The organism is Aeromicrobium sp. Leaf350 (assembly GCF_916858655.1).
Classification (GTDB): domain Bacteria; phylum Actinomycetota; class Actinomycetes; order Propionibacteriales; family Nocardioidaceae; genus Aeromicrobium.
The window spans coordinates 290,009-313,201 of sequence record NZ_CAKASL010000002.1 but is presented as its reverse complement, the minus strand read 5'-3'; the positions used below and the strand labels follow the sequence as shown (position 1 = coordinate 313,201).

Below are 23,193 nucleotides of genomic sequence, written 5' to 3'. Positions count from 1 at the left end.
GACTCAGTCGGCCGAGAGGCTCAGCGCCTCGCGGTAGCCGAGCTTGTTGCCGGTCCGCAGGAGCGAGCGCTCGTAGATCCGCACGCCCAGCTTGACCAGCAGGATCGCGGCGACGATCGTGCCGCCGATCGCGACGCCCAGCTGCCACACGGGCACGGTCTCCGTCGCGAGCCGCATCGGCATGACCATCGTGGCCGAGATCGGCAGCATCGAGAACACCTCGGTGATGGAGTCGTTACCCGCGAACACCGCGAAGTACGGCAGGAACAGGAGCCCCTGGATGGGCAGGGTCGTGGAGTTGATGTCCTGCACCCGGGCCGCGAGCGAGCCGGCCACGGCCCAGAGGGTCGCCATCGCGATGAAGCCCAGCAGGAACAGCACCAGGAACCACACGAGCGACCAGCCCACGTCCCCGATGAACGCGGTCTCCCCCATCGCGATGCCCGCACCGACGCCGGCGACCACGACCAGCAGCACCTGGGACAGCGCGAGCACCGTGTTGCCGGCGATCTTGCCCCAGAGCAGGGCCCGGATCGGCACGGCCGCGGCGAGGATCTCGACGACCCGGCTCTCCTTCTCCGAGGTGACGCTCTGCGCGATCTGCAGGCCGAAGATCATGACGGTCAGCAGGAACAGCACGACCATGACGGTGGCGATGGCCGTGCGTGCGCCGTCGTTCTCCGGCGCGGGCTCGAGGACGCTCGTGGTGGTCGTCGTGCCGGCGCTCAGCTCCTCGAGGTCGATGTCCTGCGCCGACGCGTTGTTCTGCAGCACGGTCTGCGACACGGCTGCGGTGATCGCCTGCTCGGTCACGCTGTCGACCGAGGTCAGGCCGATGATGCGGTAACCACCGTCGTCGTCGGGCACGAGGGCGGCATCGACCTTCTCGGTCTCCACGGCCCGCTCGGCCTCGCCGACAGAGTTGTACTCGGTCGGCTCGAACGAGGTGTTGTCGTTCTCGGCGATCGCTCCGCCGTCAGCGGTCTGGACGATCGCGGAGGCCTCGGGCCCGACCACGCCGATCTGCTCGGTGCTCGCGCGGCCCGACAGGAGTGACGCGGCCACGACGGCGCCGGCGACGATCACGACCGTGACGGCCACGCCGATCAGGAAGGACTTCTCGCGGACGCGGGTCGTGATCTCGCGCTCGGCGACAAGGCGCCAGGCGCCGCGGACAGGTGTCGTGGTGCTCATCGGATGACCTCCCGGAAGATCTCGGACAGGGGCTGGCGGGCTCGGCTGATCTCGACGATGGGGCCGCGCTCGACGGCTGCGCGGGTGAGCTCGGTCGGCGAGATGCCGTCGAGGTCGACGAGGGCGGTGCTGCCGTCGACGTCACGCACGGTGATGCCGCGCAGGTCACGCAGCCAGGCGGCGTCGCTGCCGTCCATCACCACGCGGTAGCGGTCGGCGCCCTGGCCGCGCAGCTCGTCGACGGCTCCGTAGGCGACGAGCTTGCCGCCGGACAGGATCACGAGGTCGTCGCAGAGGCGCTCGACGAGGTCGAGCTGGTGGCTCGAGAAGAGCAGCGGGAGGTCCTTGGCCTCGCGGCGCAGCAGGTCGACCATCGCGTCGACCGCGAGCGGGTCGAGGCCGCTGAACGGCTCGTCGAGCACGAGGGCGGACGGCTGGTGGATCAGGGCCGCGGCGATCTGGATGCGCTGCTGGTTGCCCAACGAGAGATCGTCGAGCAGGTCGTCGGCGCGGTCGATGATGCCGAAGTGCTCCAGCAGGTCATCGGCGCGCGCCGTGGCATCGGTGCGATTGAAGCCGTGCAGCCGCGCGAAGTAGACGAGCTGCTCGCGGATCTTCATCCGCGGGTACAGCCCGCGCTCCTCGGGCATGTAGCCGAAGGTGCGGCGCGTGTCGGCCGTGATGGGTTCCCCGTTCCAGAGCACCTCCCCACCGCTGGGCGCGAGGACACCCATGATCATCCGCATGGTGGTGGTCTTGCCAGCGCCGTTGGCGCCGACGAAACCGGTCATGCGGCCGGGTCGGACACTGAAGCTCACGTCGTCGACGGCGAGGTGGTCGCCGAACTGACGGCTGAGGGAGGTGACGTCGATCATGGTTCCAACCTAGGAGGAACGGCGCCGTGCCACATCGGCCGCGAGAGCGGTTCGTGACGTCACCCGTGCCGCCGAGCTGCCTCATCCTTTCGACGGAGGGAACCCACCGATGGTTGCCGCCAGGGTCGGCCGACCGCGACCGGCTTCGCCGGTGTCTACTGCATCAGGCCGGCGCGGTAGGCCGTGATGACGGCCTGCACGCGGTCACGCGCGTCGAGCTTGGCGAGCACGTGCGAGACGTGGGACTTGACCGTGGCGGGGCTGACGAACAGCTCCTGTGCGATCTCGGCGTTGCTCATGCCCTTCGCCATGGCGACGAGCACGTCGCGCTCCCGCTCGGTGAGCTCGTCGATGCGCGGGTCGGCGGTGACGCTGCCGCGCGCTGATCGCGCGATGACGCGCTCGGTGACCTCGGGAGCCAGCAGCGAGTGCCCGCCCGCGGCCAGGCGGATGGCGCTGATCAGGTCGTCGGCCGGGCAGTTCTTGAGCAGGAACCCGCTGGCGCCGGCGTCGAGCGCGTCGAACAGGTACTGGTCGTCGTCGAAGGTCGTGAGGATGACGACCTTCGTGTCGGGGTGGGCCTCGACGACGCGACGCGTGGCCTCGATGCCGTCGACCCCGGGCATCTGCACGTCCATCAGCACGACGTCGGGCTGGAGGGCCTCGACCTTCGCGACCGCGTCGGCACCGTCGCTGGCCTCACCGATGACGTCGATGTCGTCCTCGACGCCGAGGATCATCGTGAAGCCCTTGCGGATGAGGTCCTGGTCGTCGACCAGCAGGACCGTCGTCATCGTGTCTCCCTCATGTGGTGGTGCTCAGGCCGTCTCGCGGGGCGCGCGCACGCGCACCCGGTAGCCGCCGTGGGGTCGGTTGCCGATCTCGAGCTGCCCGCTCAACATCGCGGCTCGCTCGCGGATGCCCGCCAGGCCGAAGCCGCCGTGCTCGGAGGTGGACGTCGGGGCGTCGCTCGCACCGATTCCGTCGTCGACGACCTCGACCTCGACGGAGTCGTCGAGGTACCGCAGCGTCACGAGGACGCGCTTGGCGCGGGCGTGCCGCCGGGCATTGGTGACGGCCTCCTGGGCCACGCGGAACAGGTTGAGCGAGATCGTCGCGTCGATGTCGCGTCGATCGCCCACGAGCTCGACCTCGACGCGGGGCGTGCCGTGCGGCTCGGCCAGCGTGAGGATGTCGCACAGGCCGGGCTGCGGCTCGCGGGAGGAGTCCTCGTCGCCCTCGCGCAGCAGCCCCACGAGCTGGTGCATCTGCGCGACGGCCTGGCGCGAGGCGGACTCGATGGTCTCGAGCGCGTCGGCCGCGCGGGCGGGGTCGCGCTCGAGCACGCGGCGCGCGCCGGTGGCCTGGATGCCCATGCCGCTGACGTGGTGCGCCACGACGTCGTGGAGGTCGCGGGCGATGCGCACGCGCTCGGCCTGCACGGCCTGACGACGCTCGGCCAGCTGTCGCCCTCGCTCACGCTCGAACTGGGCCTCGAGCAGGCCGCGGCGACGCGCGCTCATCCAGGCGGCCTGGCCCCAGGCGATGGCGCCGAAGAAGTAGAGGATGTTGATGGCGGTGCCGTAGACGATGATCGCGGCGTTGCGCGATAGGAACGAGACCCCCTCGCCGCCGGGCAGCATGTCGGCGCGCGAGTAGTCCCAGGCGATCCAGGCGAACATCCCGACCACGACCAGCACCGTCGTGACGTGCAGCGCGCGCGAGTGGCGTGACCAGGCCCAGGCGGCGTAGATCGAGGCGAACAGCGTCATCTGCACGGTGATGTTGCCCGTCAGGTCGCTGAACCGGATGCCCACCACGGCGAAGATGACGGCGCCGCTGACCATCACCGCGAGGGGGAACCGGCGCCGGAACGCGAGCAGCGCTCCCCCAGCGGCGAACCAGAGGTAGGCCTCGTTGCCGTGCTCCGGCGAAGCGGAGCCCGCGGCGCTGCGATACACCGACAGCGAGAGGATCGAGAGCAGCGTGAGGACGACGCCCACGACGAGGTCGTTGCGCAGCTGACGGGGTGTCGGCAGGGGCCGCTGCCAGTCGCGTGTCAGCCAGGTCACGATCCGAGACTACGGGTTCCGGCCGACGTCCCGCGGCTGGAGTGCAGGCGTACAGTTGAGCGCGTGACCATCGCACCTGACGGACGCAAGATGCTGCGACTCGAGGTCCGCAACGCGGAGACCCCGATCGAGAAGAAGCCCGAGTGGATCAAGACCCGCGCCAAGATGGGTCCTGAGTACTCCGAGCTCATGGGGCTGGTGAAGGGCGAAGGTCTTCACACGGTCTGTCAGGAAGCCGGTTGCCCCAACATCTACGAGTGCTGGGAAGACCGCGAGGCCACGTTCCTCATCGGCGGCGAGCAGTGCACGCGCCGGTGCGACTTCTGCCAGATCGACACCGGCAAGCCCTCGGCCCTGGATCGTGACGAGCCGCGCCGTGTGGCCGAGAGCGTGCAGAAGATGCAGCTGCGGTACTCGACCATCACCGGCGTCGCCCGCGACGACCTGCCCGACGGTGGCGCGTGGCTGTACGCCGAGACGGTCCGCAAGATCCACGAGCTCAACCCTGAGACCGGTGTTGAGAACCTGATCCCCGACTTCAACGGCATCCCCGAGCTGCTCACCGAGGTCTTCGAGTCGCGCCCCGAGGTCCTGGCCCACAACCTCGAGACGGTGCCGCGCATCTTCAAACGCATCCGCCCGGCGTTCCGCTACGAGCGCTCGCTCGACGTCATCACCCAGGCCCGCGACTTCGGCCTGGTCACCAAGAGCAACCTGATCCTCGGCATGGGCGAGACCCGCGAAGAGGTCTCCGAGGCCCTCCAGGACCTCCACGACGCCGGCTGCGACCTCATCACCATCACCCAGTACCTGCGCCCCTCCAAGCGCCACCACCCCGTCGAGCGGTGGGTCAAGCCCGAGGAGTTCGTCGAGCTCTCGCAGGAGGCCACCGACATCGGCTTCGCCGGCGTCATGTCCGGCCCCCTGGTCCGCTCGTCGTACCGCGCCGGCCGCCTCTACCAGCAGGCCATCGAGGCCCGCGAGGCCGCCCGCGCCTGACCGCCACCCCCGGTGGTTGAGGTGCGAGTGCCGCCCGCGGCGCGAGCCTCGAAACCTCCATCTGCGGCCGCACTGAGCGCTGTCTGGGCCACCACCTAGACTGACCTCATGTCTGCAGGTAATCCCGCCCCGGCCACTGGTCGTATCGCCCAGATGCGTCAGGCCTACCGCATCACCAAGGCCTCCGACCCCAACATCGGGCTGATCCTGCTGCTGTGGTTCCTCGTCGTCGGTGGCCTGATGGCGACCGCGAGCATCCTGTTCATCAGCAACGGCGTGCTGAGCATCGTCCTGGCCGTCGTGTTCGGCCTCCTGTCGGGCACGCTCGCCGCCCTGATCGTCTTCGGCCGTCGCGCAGAGCGGGCCGCGTACGCGCAGGTCGAGGGACAGCCGGGCGCCGCCGCCAGCGCGCTGCAGATGCTGCGTCGCGGCTGGAACGTCAAGCCGGTCGTCGCGTTCACGAAGAACCAGGACATCGTGCACCGCGTCATCGGCAAGCCCGGCGTCGTGCTCGTGGGTGAGGGCAACTCCAACCGCGTGAAGTCGCTGCTGGCCTCCGAGCGTCGCAAGCACCAGCGCATCCTCGGCGACGAGGTGCCCGTGCTCGAGGTCGTCGTCGGTCGCGAGGAGGGGCAGATCCCGCTCCCCAAGCTGAACCGTCATCTGCAGAAGATGAAGAAGAACCTCAAGCCCGCCGAGCAGACCTCGATCATCAACAAGCTCAAGGCGCTCGACGCGATGCGCCCCGCCGCGCCCATGCCGCGTGGCCCCGTGCCGACCTCGATGAAGGCGGCGCGCAAGATGATGCGCGGCTGACCGTGATCCGTCGGGTGATGGTGCTCGCCGCCGTCATCGTCGCCCTCGCCGCCTGTGGTGGCACCGCGTCCGAGCTCGAGCCCGGCGAGATGACCTCACAGAGCTACGTGGACCTCATCTCGCAGGACGACCTCACCATCAAGGACGTCGAGGACGCGGGTGCCATCGTGTCCGAGGACCTGGAGAGCACGTTCGTGGACGAGGGCGGTCTCGCCGCCAGGGACGTGAACCAGTGCCGATACGCGCGGACGCTGGACCTGAGCAAGGACGACGACGAGCAGTACCGAGGCACGGCCCGCTTCTGCTTCGACGAGCAGGGACGCTCGGTCGCCGTCGAGCGGAACCCGCTGGACGAGGGCTGACCTGGACGGGGGCTGGCTCAGCCCTTCGGCACCCGCACGACCCGCGATCCCGCGGCGAGGTCGTGCAGCCCGCGCTTCTCGTTGGTCATGAGAATGGCCGGCAGCACGAGGCACAGCAGCGCCGTGCGGAGCGCCGCGCGCGGGAGGCCGATGGGGCGTCCGTCGCGGTTCTCGATGCGCAGCCCGACGAGCCGCTTGCCGATCGAGAAGCCCAGCAGTCCGGTCAGGATCGTGATCTGTCCGAAGAAGAACGCCGTGATGATGACGTTCTCGGCGATGTCGGCCGGGGGGTAGCTGACCCCGGTGAACAGGGACGCGGCGAGGGCGGCGACGATCCAGTCGATCAGCAGCGCCAGCAGTCGCCGGCCGAGGGAGGCTTCTCTGTCGTCCACGTCGGAAGCCTAGCGAGGCGCGCGCAGCCGGTCGGGCGGGGCCGGACGGTCACATGTAACTTGGCCGAAACAAATCGTTGACGGTCGGGAAACTGCTTCTGCCTACATTCGTCATCAGGCAGGGGCTCCGCGCTCCTGGCACGTGAAACCCGACTACCTGAGCCGCGGGAGCGGCCGAGGAGGCCCAATGTTCGGCAATGCCGACGAGTTCTTCAAGTTCGTCAAGGACGAGGGTGTCGAGTACCTCGACGTCCGCTTCACCGATCTTCCCGGCATCCAGCAGCAGGTCACCCTGCCGGCGTGGACGTTCGACGCCGACGCCGCAGAGAACGGCGTGGCCTTCGACGGCTCGTCGATCCGTGGCTTCCAGAGCATCGACCAGTCCGACATGGTGCTGTTCCCGGACTTCGGCACGGCGTACCTCGATCCCTTCAAGCGCCGCAAGACGCTGGCGATGGAGTTCTTCGTCCACGACCCGATCACGGGCGAGGCCTACTCGCGCGATCCCCGCAACGTGGCCCGCAAGGCGGAGGCCTACCTGGCCACCACCGGCATCGGCGACACGGCGTTCTTCGCCCCTGAGGCCGAGTTCTACATCTTCGACCGCGTCAGCTACGGCACCAGCGCGAACAAGTCGTTCTACGAGATCCAGTCGGCCGAGGCTGCCTGGTCGACCGGCAACGAGATCGACGACAACCGTGGCTACAAGGTCCGCTACAAGGGCGGCTACTTCCCCGTCGCGCCGACCGACCAGACGGCCGACCTGCGCAACGACATGATGACCAACCTCTCGAACGCGGGCCTCGTGCTCGAGCGTGGTCACCACGAGGTCGGCACGGCCGGCCAGGCGGAGATCAACTACAAGTTCGACACGCTGCTCAAGGCGGCCGACGACGTCATGAAGTTCAAGTACCTCGTGCGCAACACCGCGTGGGCGAACGACAAGACGGTCACCTTCATGCCGAAGCCGCTCTTCGGCGACAACGGCTCGGGCATGCACGTGCACCAGTCGATCTGGAACAACGGCGAGCCGCTGTTCTACGACGAGGCCGGCTACGGCGGACTCTCGGACCTGGCGCGCTACTACATCGGCGGCATCCTGAAGCACGCCCCGAGCCTGCTGGCGTTCACGAACCCCTCGGTCAACTCGTACCACCGTCTGGTGCCGGGCTTCGAGGCCCCGATCGCGCTCGTGTACTCGGCCCGCAACCGTTCGGCCTGTGTGCGCATCCCGATCACCGGCTCGAACCCGAAGGCCAAGCGCATCGAGTTCCGCTGCCCCGACCCGTCGAGCAACCCGTACCTGGCGTTCTCGGCGCTGCTGCTCGCCGGTCTGGACGGCATCAAGAACAAGATCGAGCCCGCCGCCCCGATCGACAAGAACATCTACGAGCTCCCCGCCGAGGAGTACGAGGCCATCGACATGGTCCCGACCTCGCTCAACGCGGTGCTCGACAACCTCGAGCAGGACCACGAGTTCCTGACGGCTGGCGGTGTCTTCACCCCCGACCTGATCGAGACGTGGATCGACTACAAGCGCACCGAGGAGATCCTCCCCGTGCAGCTGCGGCCGCACCCGCACGAGTTCGAGCTGTACTACGACATCTGAGTCGTCAGTAGCGAGAAGCCCTGCCACATACGCTGTGGTGGGGCTTCTTGCTGCAATGGCAGACATTTGGGCTGTCCATCGTTTTCCATCATCGACCACCACTTGCCGTGGTCTCGTGCGCCGACGGTGCGCCAGCGATGGGAGCGGCTTCGGCGGGCCTCCGGCCCTGGCCGAATGCCGCTTCCATCGCCATGCGCGCCCGGTCACCGGACGAGGGCATGACATGGGTGTAGACCCGAAGCGTAAACCCCGGATCCGCGTGGCCGAGGTACTCGGAGACAGCTTTGATGCTCACTCCCCCTTCGAGCCACATCGATGCGCAGGTGTGCCGGAGTGCGTGCATTCCGTTAGCTCGGCCCCTCGGGACGCCGGCAGCATCCAGGGCTGGACGCCACACGTGGGTGTTGAAGTAGTTCTTGTTCAGCGGTTTCCGATGCCGGCTGTAGAACAGCAGACCACCGAGGGACGGCCCGGTTGAGAGGGCTCCCTCGAGCGGCTCCTGTCGATCCAGATGAGCGGCGAGCTCCTCGAGAACCCACGTCGTCGCTGGGACGATCCGCGTCCTTTGGTACTTCGGCAGCGCCGGGAGAGGCAGTCCCGCTTGGAGCGTGATCTGTTGATGTACTCGAATCTCGGCACGGTCAAAGTCGACGTCCTGCCGCCTCAGCCCGAAACACTCCCCCTGGCGAAGTCCACACGTGGCAGCAACGACACCAAGCGCGCGGACTTCGGCCGGAAGCTGATCGAGAACCGCCTCGACGCGCGCGGCTTCCCACGGCTGAACTTGCCGAGGCTGGGACTTTGGGAGCTTCACCAGCCGCGATCGCACCGGATTCGAATCGAGAAGTCCTTCTTCCACGGCAGCCGCAAGAGCGGCTCCGAAGTTGACGAAGATCAACCGGACATAGCCGGGCGAGAGCGTGCGGCTGAGCGTGATGAGCCAATCCTGAACGTCGACCGGGCGGATGTTCACGAGCGGAACGTCCGCCCACGTCGGGAGCACATGCACTCGAAAACGCATCTCCACAGCGGCGCGTGAGGTCTCACTGAAAAGCTGTCTCCGAAGCCATGCCGACGCATACTCACCGAACGGGATGCGGCCTCGATTGCGATCCACATACGAGCCTTGAAGCAGGCGACCGGCGAGTTCGACCTGGAATCGTTCCGCATCGGACTTGCGATCGAACGAGCGATTCCGCGATTGGCCGGCAGGATCCCGGTACCGGACTTGCCAGCGCTTCCCAGTTCCGTACCGAGCGGACCGAGTCTTCCGACCGGTTGCCCGGTCCGTGATGTGCCAACGGTCAGAGATCGATGCCACCGCTCCCCCCTACGCCATGTCCGGAAGGAACGTGTGCCGCCGAAGCCATGCAGCCACGTCTCGCGGGTCGTACCGGCAGCGCCTACCCACGCGGAAGAACGCCGGAACGGTTCGCTTGTGGTTGAGCTTGTAGAGCGTCGACACAGGTATGGAGAGGAACGTCGCCGTCTCCTCAAGAGTCCAGAGCCGGTCGGGCAGCGAAGGGCTGCTCATCACGCCAGCCCCAACTCAAGCGCCTTGCGAGAAAGACGATCCCCGAACGCGATGCCGGTGCGATCTTCCTCCAGCGCCAGGAGCCTACGGACCCTGGACATCGTGTCCTCGAGCGAGCCGGCTCCGAGAAGCGCCCCGGCCGAGGTCAGGTAGCCCTGCAGAGCGGGAAGCAGCTGCCGGATCGATCCTGCGCGGGCCTGCTCGTACACGCGCTCGAGCCCGATTGCCGATCCACGAAGCTCGGCCTGTTGAATGTGCGTCCACTCCGGCGACAGAGGCCATCTCGACCTGGTGGCGTCCGACGAGACCGAGCGAAAAGTGAGCCACTCGTCGGTCAAGTACGCCCAGAGTCTCGGCAGCTCCCGCAGTACATCATCGGGAGCGCTCAGACCGACTTGCCTGATGACCTGACGCCGTACCTGAAACTCGACTCGCAAGACCCGTTCAGTTGGCACGAACGACTCGCCCCAAACCGTTGGCCACCAATCTGTGCCCTTTTTTCGGGACTCCTCGGTCTTGTCGTAGATGCGAGCCATCACCGACTTGCCCGATCCGAACGCGAGGCCGGTCATCTCAGCGTCGCGCTCGTACACCTGGCGGTCGCGTGCCCGGCACACAAACTGGTCCCGATCCTCGGCGTCCAGATCCCAGCCCTGCGAGTCCATGAACAGATCGACTCGGCTGACGTTCCAACGGACGGTACCGGCGATACCTTCAACCAACTCCGTGAACCATGCCGTGGCCGCCTCTATCCCCACGGCATGGATGAAGCTAGCGCGAGGCTGAACGTAGACGGGCGGCAGCGACTGACTGGGGGTGCAGGCAAGAATGCCGTTGCTGTGCTCAAGTGCGAACGCGTACTTCTGAATACCGCGCCCGCTTACGGCGAACCTCGCGTCGCCAAGATGAATGTCTGTTGCTTGCCCCGACTCGCCCGCGTCAGCCCGAGCAGCCGCGAGGTCCTCGAGGAACGGGATCGGCAGAACGCACGCACCCGTGAGGTAGAAGGCGTCCACTCCAGACGCCAACTCCACGAACGCATCGAGTCTCATATGTGAGACTCTAGAGATCCGATCGCACCTTGTCTACATTATGCGACTTCAGTCGTCGTCGGGCGTCGCTTTCGCTCTCGTTGACTCCACATGCTCCCGGTACGCCGCGAAGTCGATCGTGAGGCCAGGAAAGTCGAACTCATCGGGGTGCATCTTAAGATACTTCCGGCAGGCCGCGATCTTGCGGTAGATCGAGGCTCGACTCATGCCCAGCTTCTCGAGACCTTCGAACCCACCCTCGAGCTGCCAAACGACTGCGAATCCGATCAAGTCCGCGACCTTGTTCGCCGCGTAGCTTCCGAACAAGACACGAACGCCAGGATCGAGAATCTTGTGAGCCTGACGCTCGTATGCCTCCCACGCCTGCCGGGCTATGCCCCGGCCTTCGGCAGAAGGCATCCGGTCGGATCTGAAGTCGCTCACCGACCCACCGTACCGATCGTTGCAGTCAAGACACTGAAGGTCTGCCAGGTGTGAGGTCGCGGCTGATCGCTGAGAAGGTCGGCTTCAGGTTGTCCGGGATCTTGGTTCGCAACGCCACCACCGCTGACGCTTCGATCCCGTAGCTAGCCGGAGGCGGCCAGGGGGCTAGCAGTAGGGAACCAGCAGAGCGACCAATCTCCGAGAGGACAACTTGGCGGGCGCCATAGTCATCAGCAGACTGGGATGGCAACTCTTCAAGGAGACCTGAGTCAATCAGGGGTTGATCAGCCATGTTATGGCTCAAGCCCGGAGCAGATCCGGCGATTCTTGACCTGACGTAGTCCACAACCGCGATACAGAAGTTGAAGTAAGACCCATCGGGCACTTCTTCCAGCTTCCGGAGCGCCAAGGACATATCTTCGTCACCCTTCGGCCAGGCCGCAGGCGGGAATCTCCTTACGCGGGTAACGCGGAATGCCTCGTCGGAGGCCAGGTCGGGCTTCGGGGCACCGAGCGAGACCGACGGAGTCGATTCAGCGACCGGAAGCGGTGCGGTGATTGGGGCCGGCTCCTGCAAGTCGGACTCGGAGTCACCGCCTTCCAGCTCTCCGGGATCAACATCGTGATTCTTCAGGGCCTCAATCGAGTCCTTCTCACGGGAGAGTCGGAGCATCTCCTGATGCTGCGACTGCACCATCGTGTGCGTGTCCTCGATGCGCACACGTGCATCACTGATGAGCCCCGCCGTCGCCGAATAGAGGTCCTCGGCGCGCCGAAGCTGCTCACTACCTTGCCAAGTTTGGACGGTGTAAACGATCAACTGGCACACGAAAGCAATCACAGCCAACGACAATGCGACTGTGTTTAGTGCTCCCGCGTTGTTCGTAACTGCGACCGTGCTCACAACCGCGATGGCCGCCAAGTTGAACAACAGGCTGCCGATAGCGATCGTCCGCCACCTGATGGTCATCCGACCGTGATCATCTGAATCCGTCACCAGTCCACCGATCGCTGTCGTCGCCGAAAGTCTCCAGCGAAGCCTACGCCCGCGCGAGGACGCGCGAGGAGTTTGAGATCGGCATAGATAGGAGCCCGGCGCGATATTCGGTTCACACAGGCACGCAGTTTGCGGGTGCTGTGTTACAGGAACGCACCCGCAGGACGAGGCGCTGACCGTGCGCGGGCTGGGGCAGGCCGCGCCCCTCCACACGCCGCAAAGAACGCGGCGCGCGGAGCCTCTGCGCACCCGAGACGCCCCACCCCATCCCGCGCACTCACACGTCGAGCATCAGCCGCTCGACTCGATCGATGAAGCTCTGAATCTCAAACGGCCGTAATTCAACGGCAGGATCGAGGAACCGAACCTCATCGGCCTTTTCAGATGTGATCGCACGCCACTTCTCCAGCGAGGCCAGACGGTGCTCGCGGCAAAAGCCAAGAATCGAAACATCCGTGAAGGATTCGTCGCCAGCGACGTAGACCGCGGCAGCGCCCCAGAACCTTGCTACACGCCGGAAGCAGATCAAGCAGGCCTCGGGGTGTTCAAGTGTGGCGCTCACATGCCCCCCAACCCATCGTCGCCGCCGCCTCTCGTGCGCCGACGGTGCGCCAGCGAGTAGATGCTCGCCACATCACTGCAGGTCAGGAAACGATTCATCTCGCGACACTCCTCTACTACGACATCTGAGTCGTAGGGACTGAGATTGCGGCGTTTTCCTCACGCAGGATCACCCGCAGTCCGCGAATAGTCCGCAACGATCGGCACCTGGGCCGCGATCACGTCATCGATCGCGGCCCAGGTGCTGTCGTAGGACTTAGCGCGGAGACATGTTCCGCGTCACCACTCCGGCTCCGGTCGTACTGGTCGGTGCTCGAGGTTCGGCTGCGGCTGCACCACGGGTCCGACGCTGGTGACCCAGGCGGGGTCGACATCCTGTGCCTTCGCGACGTGCAAGGTGATGTCTGCCTTGAGGGCGTTGCCCCGAAGCGTTGCTCGGCCGACGGGCACGTTCCCGGACGCGTGAACGTGCTTCACCAAGGGCAGCAGGTTGTCAGAGGAGACCTTCGACAGAACGCCGACCGCCTCACCGTCGACCCTGACCTGGACAGTTTCGACGGCGCTGCGCGGCCGGATGTCCGTGATGGCATGCAGCGTCGCCGCTAGAGAGACCTCCCCGCCGGCAGGATCGAGCCATGGCGTGATGGCCTCCATGTGCTCGTCCTCTTTGGTGACTTGGATTGCGCTTCCCACCGGCAGATGAATGCCAGCCGGGACGTCGTTGTCAGGGAAGATCCCGTTAGCGTCAGGAAGGCGCAGCGATACGCGGGCACGGATGGTCCCGGTGTGGTCGATGCGAGCCCACTGCCGGGAGTCGACCACAAGACTGAGACCGAGCTCTCCGAGCGCGGAGACGTGCGGGAAGTAGGGGTCAGCATCTTCGCGGGAGAGGTAGCCGACGTGCAGACCGCTGACGAAGATCGCGACCGCACGGCCGTGATACGTGTTGCTTGGATCCGCTGAGAGCACGGCGCCATGGGCAAGCTCTAGGCCACGATCACCATGGAGCGGGTGGCCGCGGAAGAGCCGAGCCAAGTTCTCGCGTCTATAGGATTCGCCCACCACCTCGACGTTCCGCGTTCGCGTGGACCATGCCTCGTACAACTCGCCCCGTGGTGGCGGTGGGCCATGTCGGTCCACGACGTCAGCGGAGTACGCGCGAGGGCTCGGCGGTGGCGGCGGGGTCACAAGCGCAGGAGGTGGAGGCTGGCCGTTCCTGCTCGCCTTCGCCGCCTTGTGTGCGGCGAGTTCTTCCGGCGTCACGCTCCTTACCTGCCGCACGATGAACCAAATGAGCCCGACGATCGCCGCGATGCACAAGAACCCGAGGAACGCATCCATGACCGGAGCGTAGAACGCGACAGGGTCGACCGGACACGTCCGACGCAACGCAGGGCGCCGATCCCCCGTGGAACGGAGGGGCGCCCTGCTGGGTCAATCATACGCCGATACGGCTGGCTCCGAACGTGACGACAGGGTGCCAATCCCCCGCGGAGCGGAGGGGCACCCTGTCGAGTTCAGTGCACCGAGGAGCAGCGGGTGCGCTTCTCGGTTTGGTGTCAGGCGGTGCGGGCGTTCCTGCGTGAGCGCCCGACCACGAAGGCTGTCGCGCCGGCCATGACCAGCGCCGCGCCACCGAGGAGACCGATCAGACCCGGGCCACCGGTTCCCGGCAGCAAGCCGCCGCGGTCGACCTGAGCAGCAGGACCAGCAGGCGGTGCGGCCGCTCCAGGCCCAGCGGCAGGCGGAATGACCTGGATGACGACGGACCCGGTCAGCCCCGTGACCGGGTGGGTCCCGGTGATGGTGTGCGGTGATGCTGTCGGGAACGTGACCTGGTTGCCGACGACCACGTCGGTTGCGACGTTCGAGGTGAAGACCACGTCGTCAGTGACATTCTCGATCGGCTCGCCGTCGGCATCGAGGGTCGAGGCGGTCAAGGTGACGGCGCCGCCCTGGTCGACCGACGGCGCCGAGGCCGTCACGAGCAGCGTCACGGCTGCCGGGAGATCGACGTCGATCGACACGCTGGCGGTCGAGGTCGCTCCGTCGTTGTCGGTCAGCGTGTACTCGAGCGAGTCGGTCCCCACGAAGCCGGTGTCGGGCGTGTAGGTCACCGTGCCATCGTTCTCCAGCACGGCGTCACCGTTGGTCGGGGCGGTCGCGATGGCGACTGCCGTGCCGCGGTTGGCGATGGGCACCTCGGTCAGGTCGTCCTGCGTCGCCAGCTCGGCGGGCGTCGGCCGGACGGACGCGATGACACCGGAGTCCCAGGTCGCGTCGTCGTTGGCGAGGACGTCGATCGTGATGGGCTCGTCGCGGGTCGTCGCGTCGGTGTCGTCGACCGTCGTCGGCGCTGCGTTGACGTAGAGACCGACGATGCCCTCACCCGGAGCCGTCGTGCAGGTAGCGGTGGTGCCGAGGTACTCGTAGTAGCGTGAGTCAGCGCGGGCCTCGATCACGGTGCCGTCGGCGTTGGCCGGCACGACGAAGTTGGTCGACGCGATCGTCGCGCCCGTTGTGTGCCCTGGAATGGCTCCGCCCTCGACCGTGGTGTTCTGCGTTCCGAGGCTGAAGGCGACGCGGTTGACTGTCGTCGGAATCTCGCCGTCGGTGAGGACCAGTGACAGGTCTACCCCGTCGCCGGTGTTCACGTCGTTGTCGCCGTCAGGGCTGGGGTCGAAACTGGCCCGTGTCCCGAAAGCCGGAACGCTGTCGTAGTACCCGCCGACACACTGCGCCTGCCCGTAGGCGAACAGTGACGATGTCACCGGCGGGGCAGCCCCGGCACCAGCCCCTGCCACTACGAAACCCAAGGACGCCAGCGTTGCCACAGCAACACGAAGAACACGCACGAAAACTCCCACCAGCAGTGACTACCTATGAACAGCCGGAGCATAGCCTCTTACAGGCGCACCGTCGGCCGATCGGCTGCAACATCGCGAGGAGTCTTGAGGGTCATCGGTGGGAGAGGCTGCGAGGCGAAGTCTGGTTCAGCAACGCGACAACGCCCCGGGACAAAGTCGGGGCGTTGCGGATCCTGGCGAAGGGATCGAACTGACGGTTCGAGAAGGAGGGCCCCGGCATCGCCGGGGCCCTCCTTGCCGTTGCGCGCGAGCCTTAGCCCGCCAACTCCGGCACCAAGGGCGTGTCGCCCACCACCCAGCCGGGCCCGTGGCGGAGCGTCTGGTCGCGCCCTCGGAGCGGCTCGTCGCAGTGGGTGCACTCCAGCCGCGCCTGCAGCACGTGACCGCACGCGTCGTGCACCGTCTCGACCGGGGCACCACCCGGCGCGAGCCACTTGTCGCCCCACTGTCGAAGCATCTGGAACGTCGGCCACAGCTCACGACCCATCGGCGTCAGCAGGTATTCGTGCCGCACGGGGCGCTCCTGATACGGCACCCTCTCCATAAGCCCGTGCTCGACCAGTGAGTCGAGTCGCTGGGCCAGGACGTTGCGGGCGACGCCCAGACGGGTCTGGAACTGCTCGAACCGCGTGATGCCCATCAGCGCGTCACGCAGGATGAGCGGGGTCCACCACTCCCCCATGATCTCCAGGCTCTGCGCCACGGAGCAGTTCATGTCCGAGAAGCTCGTCCGTCTCATCCCCCGAGAGTAGTGGGTTGCGTGAAGAAACGCACGTGCCCTACTGTCCGTTGCGTGACGCAACTCAGCGAGTCGACCCGCACCCATCGGTTCGTGATGCCGATCGTCGCTGTCGGCGTCCTGCTCTCCGGATTCGACCTCTTCATCGTGAACGTCGCGATGCCGGACCTCGCCCGCGACCTGGGGATCGGGCCGCTCGCCGAGCTGTCGTGGATCCTCAACGCCTACACCGTCGCGTTCGCCGCCCTGCTCGTGCCCGCCGGACGCGCCAGCGACCGCCTCGGCGCCAAGCGCGCCTTCCTGACCGGCCTTTCCGTCTTCGTGATCGCCTCCGCGCTCTGCGCCGCGAGCCCCGGTCTCGGCCTGCTGATCGCCGCCCGCGTCCTCCAGGCCGTCGGTGCCGCCGTCATGATCCCGGCGTCCCTGGGCCTTCTGCTGGCCACCACCCCCCTGGAGCGCCGCGGCAGCGCCGTACGACTCTGGGCCGGGCTGGGCGGGGTGGGTGCCGCGCTCGGTCCTGTCATCGGCGGGGTGCTCGTGGCGATCGACTGGCGCTGGGTCTTCCTCGTCAACGTGCCGGTCGGTCTGGTCGCGATCGTCGTCGGATGGCGGACCCTGCCCCACGTGCCCGGCCACGCCGGTCCGCCCCCGCGCCTCGGCGGCTCCCTGCTGCTCGTGGCCACGGTGGCTGCCGCGGTGTCGGCGCTGGTCAACGGCCCGGAATGGGGCTGGGGCTCGACCACGACGATCGCCTTCGCCATCGGTTCCGTCGTCGGGGCGGTCCTCGTCGCGGACTCGACCCTGCGTGGCAGGGATCCGATCGTCGACCTCGCGGTGCTCCGCGCCCCAGCGTTCGTCTCCTCGACCGTGACGCTCCTGGTGTTCCACGTCGCCTTCGGGGCGATGCTGCTGTCGGTCGTGCTGTGGATGCAGGGCGTGTGGGACTTCTCGGCCCTCCAGGCAGGGCTGGCGATCGCGCCCGGGCCCCTGCTGGTGCCGTTCGTCGCCGTGCTCGCCGGTCGGCTGGGGGGATCGCTCGACGTCCGCCTGCTGGTCGTCGCCGGGGCCACCGTCTTCGCTGTCGGCGTGGCGTCGTGGGCCGCACTCGTCGGTGCCGACACGTCGTACGCCGGGACGCTCCTCCCGGGCATGATCCTGACCGGGGTGGGAGTCGGACTCGTCGTGCCCGCCTCGATGGCCCGTGGCACCGCGCACCTGCCCGCCCACCGGTTCTCGACCGGCTCGGCCGTGCTGTCGACGGCGCGACAGGTCGGCATCGCCCTGGGCGTCGCCGTGCTGGTGGCCGTCCTCGGACCGACCCCCGACGACGCAGCCTTCGCGACCGCCTGGTGGGTCACGGCAGGGGTCTCCCTGGCAGCGGCAGCGACCACGACCACCAGGAGCGCGCGATGAGCGTCAGCACCGACCCGTCCATCGCCGACGTGCTCGCGGGCACGGTGACCGACCTCGGCCCCTTCCACGGATTCGGCGGCCTGCACGGTGGCTTGATGGCGGGTCTCCTGCTGCGCGAGGCGCGCCGACGTGCCGGATCCGGACGCGTCCCGGTCGAGACCACGGTCCACTTTCTGCGTCCGTCACTCACGGTCCCGGACCTCACGGGCGATCTGCTGCTCGACGGACGCAGCACGGCAGTCGCGACGACCTCGGCCACCTCGAGCGGCGCCGTGACCGCGACGGCGACGTCCGTGCTGAGCACGCCTCGCGCCGGCTCGACCCCGGGCGTGACAGCAGGAATCCCGGAAGACATCGTGCCCCTCGACCAGGCGGAGCTGTTCGTCATTCCTGCGGAGTTCGTGCCGATCTCGACCCGGATGCAGGTCCGGCCGGCCACACCCGCGCTCCCGTTCACCGGCGCGCCACACCCTCGGCTGTCCGCCTGGATCCGACTCACCGAGCCGGTGCCCGACCCGTACGAGCGCCTGCTCCTGCTGGCCGACACGCTTCCCCCGTCCTACGCCGCCATCCTCACAGAGATGCATCTCGTCCCGTCGGTCCGCATCACGGTCAGGTTCACCCCCGCCGTCGCGACCACCGCCTTCGAGTGGGTGCTCGTCAGCGCCGAGACGGTCGAGGCCGACGACGACGGATGGCTCAGCGAGGAGCTCAGGATCTGGGCCGCCGACGGCACCCTCCTGGCGACCTCGACCCAGCTCCGCGCCGTGAGGTGAGACGCGCGATGACGGTCACGACCGCCCACCACCGATCGTGGCCGCGGCCTGGACGCCGACCGCGACCATGTGGTCGACCAGCTCGTCGCGCGTGAGGTCGAGACGGCCCTGCAGCCACAGGGCGACGACGTGGGTCGAGCCCGAGACCAGCAGGTGACCGGTGACCCGGTCTGCTGGCACGATCGGATCGCCGGCAGCGAGCTGCTGCAGGAGCTGGTCGACGAAGCCCTCGACCGCCCGGTCCCGGGTGGCCAGCAGAGCAGCATTGCCGGCCGACTCGAGATACAGCCGCGCGACCCGCGGATCGTCCATCGCGTCGATCGCGCCGCCCACGGCCGCTCGGACCAGCTCCTCCGGCGTGGCGCCTGCCCTCAGCGCCACTGACGCGATGGCTTCCCCGACCCGGTCGAAAACCTGCTGCAGAGCCGCGGACAGCAGCCCGTCGAGCGAGTCGAAGCTCTCGTAGACGTAGCGCTTCGCCACTCCGGCGCGCACGCTCACGGCTCCGACCGTCAGGGCGACGACGCCCTGGTCACCCACGGTGTCGAGCGTGGCCTCCAGCAGCTTCTGTCGGCGGTCGGAGCGACGCGCCTCCTCCGAGACTCCCCCGTACATCCGGGCCGGTCCATCGGTGGGCATGGCCTCATCTTGACAGCGCCAACCGGTCGTGCCAAGTTGATCAGGAACTGCTACGACACAGTTCCTGATTGGAGCTCCCATGGTGTGCTGCATCGCCGCGATCGCCGTTCTCGCCGCGTTCGGCAAGGTGACCCGTCGCCCGTGGGCCTGGATCCGAGGCCGCGACGTCGCTCCGCCCGAGGGCACCATGCCCCCGCCCGCGCGGTACGACGTCGTGCCGACCGACACCGGACGGGTGGCGGCGCGATGACCGCACCCTCCCTGGACCGTGTGCAGACTCAGCCGGTATCGGCACCACCCCTGGACGATCACGCTCCGACCCTCTCCCCCGTCACGCGTCGCGCCATGGGTCGGATGCTCGGCCTGTACGCCGTCGTCTGGACCGTCGCCACCGGCATGGTCGCCACCGGCCGGCAACCGCTGGTCGACATCGGCGCGAGCCTGTACCTCCCGGGCGGCGCACACCTGGCACACGGACACGTCCTGCACGCCGCCGTGGTGCTGGCCGGCTTCGCCGTCTGCGTCCTGCTGTGGTGGATGATCGGCGCGTTCGCCGCTCCCCTGGCCGCGTGGGTGCTCGACGTGGTCGTCGTGTCGTTCGTCAGTCACGGCGAGGCGAGCGGCGTGGGCCTCGTGCTGGTGGCGGCGTCGCTCCCGGCACTGGTCCTCGCCTCGTACGTCGGGCACGCCGTCCGGCACTGCCGACGACTCCACCGAGCCGGGCGGCTCAACGAGCGCCTCGCCACGCAGTCGTTCTCCGTCGCGACGATCCCCTCGCAGACCACCCTGCCCGTCCGGGAAGCCTCGCCCGACGACCTGACGCGACTGAGGTTCGCCCTCGACCTCGCGCTCCAGCCGCTCGACGAGTTCGCCGGGTTCGACCGTCGCGACCAGTTCCGCGAGGCGGCCCTGCGGTACCAGCTGTGCATCCTCGGCTACGCCCTGTCGGCGTTCCAGTACAACTACACGCCGGCGTTCGGTGGCTACCTGACCGAGGCCCACGCTCGTTCCATCGCCAAGATGAGCGACCGTCGCGTGTGGGGCTACTGGGCACTGGAGAACGCCTGGGGGCGGTTCTCGCTCGGCCGCGACCCGGTCGAGAACGACGACAACATCATGCTCACGGGCTGGCAGGGCGCCTCGGTCGGCATGTTCGAGACGCTCTCCGACGACCGGTTCTCCCGGCCCGGCTCCCTCACGTACCGCTGGTCCGACCAGGAGGAGTACGCCTACGAGTTCGGCTCCCTCGCGTCATCGATCCGGCGCAACATGGAGCGCTCGGAGTACACGCTGTACTCCTGCGAGCCGCGGTGGATCTACCCCGTGTGCAACACCTTCGGCGTGAACACCCTGGCGCTGCACGACCGCCTGCGCGGCACGACCTACTTCGACGAGCTCCAGGACCGGATCCGGCACGCCTACCTCGAGGAGTTCCACCGTCCCGACGGACGGGTCATCGGCGTGCGGTCGGAGACCCTCGGACTGTCGTGGAGTCCCTGGTCCGGCGACGGCGTGTGGCTGCCCACGACCTACTGGATGCACCCGACGATGCCGGACCTCGCCCACCGCTCGTGGTGGCTCATGCGCGAGACCGTCCTGCAGGAGGACGACGGCCGCTTCTCGCTTCCGCCCAGCCTGGCCAACCGGTGCGACTCGGGGTCGTACGTGTTCGGCAAGGCCACCTTCGGTCAGATCCTGCTGGCGATGGCTGCCCGCGAGATCGGCGACGAGCAGGTCGCCGCCAGCGTCCTGCACCACCTCGACCAGGACGAGTCGATCGAGCGCTCCGGCGGCGCTGCCCGCTACACCGGTGTCTCGACGCAGGGAAACCTCTACGCGCTCATGGCCCGGTTCGGACGTCACGCCGGAGTGCGCGACCTCGTCCGCCACGGCCTGCCCGAGACGTGGCAGACCGGCCCCCGGCTCGCCGAGGCCACCTACCCGGACGTGCTCGTGGCCAAGGCCGTGACCGATGGCCGGGCGCTGGACTGCGTGCTGCTGCCCGGCGACGGACCGGTGCGCACCCGCGTCCAGGTCGACCGGCTCCGCGCAGGTGCCCGCTACCTCGTCCGCGGCGCCACCCCGACCGAGGTCGTCGCTGACGACCAGGGCACGGTCGTGCTCGACGTCGACCTCGGCGGTCGGACCGAGCTCACGGTGGAGCCGGCATCGTGACGCGCCTCTCCGGCCGAGGGCTCCGGCGCCGAATCGCTGCCCTCGACCCCGACCGCGACGCCGACGAGATCGCCCGACTCTCCCTCGTGACCCTGCACGGGCATCCGACGCTGGTGTACGCGCTGTTCACGGTCGCCTTCATGAAGCAGGTCGCGGTGCCGACAATGGCCCGGATCCTGTATCGCCGTGGCACCGGCGACATCGTCGTCGAGACGATCCGGCGCAACGACGACACGCTCGTGTTCTTCGGCCAGCTCCTCGACCACGGCCCGGGCTCGCCGACCGGACGGGAGTGGATCGAGCGCCTCAACCGGATCCACGCCCACTTCCCACTTCGCAACAGCGACTCCCTCTACACCTTGGCCACCCTCGCGCTCGACGCCGAAGCCATCACCGCACGTGCGGGCATCACCCTCTTCTCGCCGTCAGAGCTCGAGGCCCACTGGCAGTTCTGGCGCTCCGTGGCCGAGCACCAGCACCTGACCGACATCCCGGACACTCGCGAGGACCTCCGGGCCTGGGCCGCCGACTACGAGGCGACCGAGTACGCGACCACCCATGACGGCCGGGAGATCGCGACCGCGCTCGTCACCGGCTTCGGCGAACGGTGCCTCCCGCGAGCCCTGCGCCGCTGGGACGGACAGATCATCGCCGCCCTCTGCCCACCCCGACTGCGGGAGGTGCACGAGCTCCCCGCCCCCTCGATCGTCGTCACCTCGCTCGTCCGCGTGGCCCTCCGCCTCTACGCCCTCACCGTGGACGTTCGCCGTGTCCCGGCCGAGCGCTCGATGGCACAGGACTTCGGTACCGCCCGCTACGGCGAGCGGCCGCCCGAGGACGTGGGATACCAGCGTCACCCCACCCAGGGCGCGACCCGGAGCAGGTCGCATCGCTGATCGCGAGATCGTGTTCTAAAGTGCCGCCTCATGGACAGCTTTCGGGATCGGTTCGGTGATGTTCCTCGCGGCCTCAGCGGCGCCGGAACGTTGGAGGAGACGATGCAGTACGCGGTCGAGGCGGCGACCCAGCTGATCGCGGGATGCGAGTGCTCAGAGATCTCCGTCGTCGAGAACAAGAAGTCGTTCGTCACCATCGCCACCACGAGCGACGCCGTCCGCCGCAGCGCGGAGATGCAGCGGGAGCTGAACGAGGGACCCATCCTCGACGCCCTGGGCGACTCCGAGATCATCTACGTCGCCGACCTCAGCGACGACGAGCGCTGGCCCGTCTGGGGACCCAAGACCTACGACCTCGAGCTCCGCAGCATGATCGGCATCCAGCTCTACGTCGGCGAGCGGACCTACGGGACCATGAGCTTCTACTCCGAGGAGGTCGACGGGTTCTCACCCACCGACCGTGACGCCGCGTACGTGTTCGCCTCGCAGGTCTCCGCCGCGATCGCCTCCGTCAAGAACACCGAGAACCTTCAGGCCGCGCTGGCGAACCGACTCGTCATCGGACAGGCGCAGGGCCGGCTCATGCAGCGCTTCGGCGTCACCGCCGACCAGTCCTTCGCGATCCTCACCCGTGCCTCGCAGGACCGGAACCGCAAGCTGGTCGACATCTGTCGCGCGATCGTGGTCAGCGGGCCCGAGGCCACGTTCGGCGAGTAGGACCTTCTCGCCGTCACGATCGCCGTGCGGCCCCGCGACGGCGGCGCGGCTTGGCGGGTCGAAGGTAGATCGCACACGCGATGCT

Annotated in this window: 25 protein-coding genes; 10 read left to right on the top strand and 15 right to left on the bottom strand. The window is 67.8% G+C overall.

What is annotated here, in order from left to right; all coding sequences use genetic code 11:
• Positions 1 to 3: 3 nt before the first annotated feature.
• From LO931_RS10440 to LO931_RS10425, 4 genes are all read right to left on the bottom strand, one after another.
• Entirely contained in the window at positions 4 to 1,194 is a 1,191-nt protein-coding gene (locus tag LO931_RS10440) for an ABC transporter permease (RefSeq protein WP_229053534.1), read from the bottom strand.
• On the bottom strand, positions 1,191 to 2,069 hold the full coding sequence (locus LO931_RS10435; RefSeq protein ID WP_229053533.1) for an ABC transporter ATP-binding protein: 879 nt from the start codon (positions 2,067 to 2,069) through the stop codon (positions 1,191 to 1,193). Before LO931_RS10435 ends, LO931_RS10440 begins: the two co-directional genes overlap by 4 nt.
• A 155-nt stretch (positions 2,070 to 2,224) precedes the next feature.
• Positions 2,225 to 2,863, bottom strand: coding sequence for a response regulator transcription factor (locus tag LO931_RS10430; protein ID WP_229053532.1), 639 nt, complete (start codon positions 2,861 to 2,863; stop codon positions 2,225 to 2,227).
• Positions 2,864 to 2,887: 24 nt separating this feature from the next.
• A complete protein-coding gene (locus LO931_RS10425; RefSeq protein ID WP_229053531.1) occupies positions 2,888 to 4,141 on the bottom strand; it encodes a sensor histidine kinase in 1,254 nt (417 codons plus the stop codon).
• Between the two features lie 90 nt (positions 4,142 to 4,231).
• On the opposite strand from LO931_RS10425, the gene lipA reads away from it, so the two are divergent.
• The 3 genes from lipA (at position 4,232) to LO931_RS10410 (ending at position 6,318) form a co-directional block, all read left to right on the top strand.
• Positions 4,232 to 5,140, top strand: coding sequence for a lipoyl synthase (lipA, locus tag LO931_RS10420; protein ID WP_304523516.1), 909 nt, complete (start codon positions 4,232 to 4,234; stop codon positions 5,138 to 5,140).
• A gap of 108 nt (positions 5,141 to 5,248) precedes the next feature.
• Positions 5,249 to 5,956: a DUF4191 domain-containing protein gene (locus tag LO931_RS10415; RefSeq protein ID WP_229053529.1), complete on the top strand. Its 708-nt coding sequence runs from the start codon at positions 5,249 to 5,251 to the stop codon at positions 5,954 to 5,956.
• Positions 5,957 to 5,958: 2 nt separating this feature from the next.
• Complete coding sequence (locus LO931_RS10410) at positions 5,959 to 6,318, top strand: hypothetical protein (protein ID WP_229053528.1); 360 nt, start codon at positions 5,959 to 5,961, stop codon at positions 6,316 to 6,318.
• A 17-nt stretch (positions 6,319 to 6,335) separates the two neighbouring features.
• Here LO931_RS10410 and LO931_RS10405 read toward each other — a convergent pair whose 3' ends face one another.
• Positions 6,336 to 6,710: an RDD family protein gene (locus LO931_RS10405; RefSeq protein WP_229053527.1), complete on the bottom strand. Its 375-nt coding sequence runs from the start codon at positions 6,708 to 6,710 to the stop codon at positions 6,336 to 6,338.
• Between the two features lie 187 nt (positions 6,711 to 6,897).
• Here LO931_RS10405 and glnA point away from each other — a divergent pair, with 187 nt between their 5' ends.
• A complete protein-coding gene (gene glnA, locus LO931_RS10400) occupies positions 6,898 to 8,319 on the top strand; it encodes a type I glutamate--ammonia ligase (protein WP_229053526.1) in 1,422 nt (473 codons plus the stop codon).
• A gap of 88 nt (positions 8,320 to 8,407) precedes the next feature.
• Here glnA and LO931_RS10395 read toward each other — a convergent pair whose 3' ends face one another.
• The 9 genes from LO931_RS10395 to LO931_RS10360 form a co-directional block, all read right to left on the bottom strand.
• The gene (locus tag LO931_RS10395; RefSeq protein ID WP_229053525.1) at positions 8,408 to 9,292 is read right to left on the bottom strand and encodes a site-specific integrase; all 885 of its coding nucleotides are present in this window, start codon (positions 9,290 to 9,292) and stop codon (positions 8,408 to 8,410) included.
• Positions 9,293 to 9,649: 357 nt separating this feature from the next.
• Positions 9,650 to 9,853, bottom strand: coding sequence for an AlpA family transcriptional regulator (locus LO931_RS17580; protein WP_304523506.1), 204 nt, complete (start codon positions 9,851 to 9,853; stop codon positions 9,650 to 9,652).
• Entirely contained in the window at positions 9,853 to 10,905 is a 1,053-nt protein-coding gene (locus tag LO931_RS10390; RefSeq protein ID WP_229053524.1) for a hypothetical protein, read from the bottom strand. The genes LO931_RS17580 and LO931_RS10390 overlap by 1 nt, the downstream gene beginning before the upstream one ends.
• A gap of 48 nt (positions 10,906 to 10,953) precedes the next feature.
• A complete protein-coding gene (locus tag LO931_RS10385; protein WP_229053523.1) occupies positions 10,954 to 11,328 on the bottom strand; it encodes a helix-turn-helix domain-containing protein in 375 nt (124 codons plus the stop codon).
• A gap of 25 nt (positions 11,329 to 11,353) precedes the next feature.
• The gene (locus tag LO931_RS10380) at positions 11,354 to 12,298 is read right to left on the bottom strand and encodes a hypothetical protein (RefSeq protein ID WP_229053522.1); all 945 of its coding nucleotides are present in this window, start codon (positions 12,296 to 12,298) and stop codon (positions 11,354 to 11,356) included.
• Between the two features lie 304 nt (positions 12,299 to 12,602).
• Entirely contained in the window at positions 12,603 to 12,887 is a 285-nt protein-coding gene (locus LO931_RS10375) for a hypothetical protein (RefSeq protein WP_229053521.1), read from the bottom strand.
• 278 nt (positions 12,888 to 13,165) lie between these two features.
• Positions 13,166 to 14,227 (bottom strand): hypothetical protein, encoded by a 1,062-nt coding sequence (locus LO931_RS10370; RefSeq protein WP_229053520.1) that lies wholly within the window; start codon positions 14,225 to 14,227, stop codon positions 13,166 to 13,168.
• A gap of 218 nt (positions 14,228 to 14,445) precedes the next feature.
• Positions 14,446 to 15,540 (bottom strand): Ig-like domain-containing protein, encoded by a 1,095-nt coding sequence (locus tag LO931_RS10365; protein WP_229053519.1) that lies wholly within the window; start codon positions 15,538 to 15,540, stop codon positions 14,446 to 14,448.
• 466 nt (positions 15,541 to 16,006) lie between these two features.
• A complete protein-coding gene (locus LO931_RS10360; RefSeq protein ID WP_229053518.1) occupies positions 16,007 to 16,492 on the bottom strand; it encodes a helix-turn-helix domain-containing protein in 486 nt (161 codons plus the stop codon).
• A gap of 54 nt (positions 16,493 to 16,546) precedes the next feature.
• Between LO931_RS10360 and LO931_RS10355 the strand changes: the two genes are divergently transcribed.
• Together LO931_RS10355 and LO931_RS10350 are read left to right on the top strand one after the other, a co-directional pair.
• Positions 16,547 to 17,905 (top strand): MFS transporter, encoded by a 1,359-nt coding sequence (locus LO931_RS10355; protein ID WP_229053517.1) that lies wholly within the window; start codon positions 16,547 to 16,549, stop codon positions 17,903 to 17,905.
• Positions 17,902 to 18,681 (top strand): acyl-CoA thioesterase II, encoded by a 780-nt coding sequence (locus LO931_RS10350; protein ID WP_229053516.1) that lies wholly within the window; start codon positions 17,902 to 17,904, stop codon positions 18,679 to 18,681. Before LO931_RS10355 ends, LO931_RS10350 begins: the two co-directional genes overlap by 4 nt.
• A gap of 15 nt (positions 18,682 to 18,696) precedes the next feature.
• On the opposite strand, the gene LO931_RS10345 is transcribed toward LO931_RS10350, so the two are convergent.
• Positions 18,697 to 19,320 (bottom strand): TetR/AcrR family transcriptional regulator, encoded by a 624-nt coding sequence (locus LO931_RS10345; RefSeq protein WP_229053515.1) that lies wholly within the window; start codon positions 19,318 to 19,320, stop codon positions 18,697 to 18,699.
• Positions 19,321 to 19,399: 79 nt separating this feature from the next.
• On the opposite strand from LO931_RS10345, the gene LO931_RS10340 reads away from it, so the two are divergent.
• From LO931_RS10340 to LO931_RS10325, 4 genes are all read left to right on the top strand, one after another.
• A complete protein-coding gene (locus LO931_RS10340; protein WP_229053514.1) occupies positions 19,400 to 19,570 on the top strand; it encodes a hypothetical protein in 171 nt (56 codons plus the stop codon).
• A gap of 95 nt (positions 19,571 to 19,665) precedes the next feature.
• Complete coding sequence (locus LO931_RS10335) at positions 19,666 to 21,495, top strand: hypothetical protein (protein WP_229053513.1); 1,830 nt, start codon at positions 19,666 to 19,668, stop codon at positions 21,493 to 21,495.
• The gene (locus tag LO931_RS10330; protein ID WP_229053512.1) at positions 21,492 to 22,391 is read left to right on the top strand and encodes an oxygenase MpaB family protein; all 900 of its coding nucleotides are present in this window, start codon (positions 21,492 to 21,494) and stop codon (positions 22,389 to 22,391) included. The genes LO931_RS10335 and LO931_RS10330 overlap by 4 nt, the downstream gene beginning before the upstream one ends.
• A 30-nt stretch (positions 22,392 to 22,421) precedes the next feature.
• Positions 22,422 to 23,108, top strand: a complete 687-nt coding sequence (locus LO931_RS10325) for a GAF and ANTAR domain-containing protein (protein ID WP_255657884.1) — start codon at positions 22,422 to 22,424, stop codon at positions 23,106 to 23,108.
• Positions 23,109 to 23,193: the final 85 nt, after the last annotated feature.

Bases quoted from the DNA above. Each gene is read 5' to 3' on its own strand.
- LO931_RS10440 (WP_229053534.1), bottom strand. From the start codon at position 1,194: ATGAGCACCACGACACCTGTCCGCGGCGCCTGGCGCCTTGTCGCCGAG.
- LO931_RS10435 (WP_229053533.1), bottom strand. From the start codon at position 2,069: ATGATCGACGTCACCTCCCTCAGCCGTCAGTTCGGCGACCACCTCGCC.
- LO931_RS10430 (WP_229053532.1), bottom strand. From the start codon at position 2,863: ATGACGACGGTCCTGCTGGTCGACGACCAGGACCTCATCCGCAAGGGC.
- lipA (WP_304523516.1), top strand. From the start codon at position 4,232: ATGCTGCGACTCGAGGTCCGCAACGCGGAGACCCCGATCGAGAAGAAG.
- LO931_RS10415 (WP_229053529.1), top strand. From the start codon at position 5,249: ATGTCTGCAGGTAATCCCGCCCCGGCCACTGGTCGTATCGCCCAGATG.
- glnA (WP_229053526.1), top strand. From the start codon at position 6,898: ATGTTCGGCAATGCCGACGAGTTCTTCAAGTTCGTCAAGGACGAGGGT.
- LO931_RS17580 (WP_304523506.1), bottom strand. From the start codon at position 9,853: ATGAGCAGCCCTTCGCTGCCCGACCGGCTCTGGACTCTTGAGGAGACG.
- LO931_RS10390 (WP_229053524.1), bottom strand. From the start codon at position 10,905: ATGAGACTCGATGCGTTCGTGGAGTTGGCGTCTGGAGTGGACGCCTTC.
- LO931_RS10380 (WP_229053522.1), bottom strand. From the start codon at position 12,298: ATGACCATCAGGTGGCGGACGATCGCTATCGGCAGCCTGTTGTTCAAC.
- LO931_RS10370 (WP_229053520.1), bottom strand. From the start codon at position 14,227: ATGGATGCGTTCCTCGGGTTCTTGTGCATCGCGGCGATCGTCGGGCTC.
- LO931_RS10360 (WP_229053518.1), bottom strand. From the start codon at position 16,492: ATGAGACGGACGAGCTTCTCGGACATGAACTGCTCCGTGGCGCAGAGC.
- LO931_RS10350 (WP_229053516.1), top strand. From the start codon at position 17,902: ATGAGCGTCAGCACCGACCCGTCCATCGCCGACGTGCTCGCGGGCACG.
- LO931_RS10345 (WP_229053515.1), bottom strand. From the start codon at position 19,320: ATGCCCACCGATGGACCGGCCCGGATGTACGGGGGAGTCTCGGAGGAG.
- LO931_RS10340 (WP_229053514.1), top strand. From the start codon at position 19,400: ATGGTGTGCTGCATCGCCGCGATCGCCGTTCTCGCCGCGTTCGGCAAG.
- LO931_RS10335 (WP_229053513.1), top strand. From the start codon at position 19,666: ATGGGTCGGATGCTCGGCCTGTACGCCGTCGTCTGGACCGTCGCCACC.
- LO931_RS10325 (WP_255657884.1), top strand. From the start codon at position 22,422: ATGGACAGCTTTCGGGATCGGTTCGGTGATGTTCCTCGCGGCCTCAGC.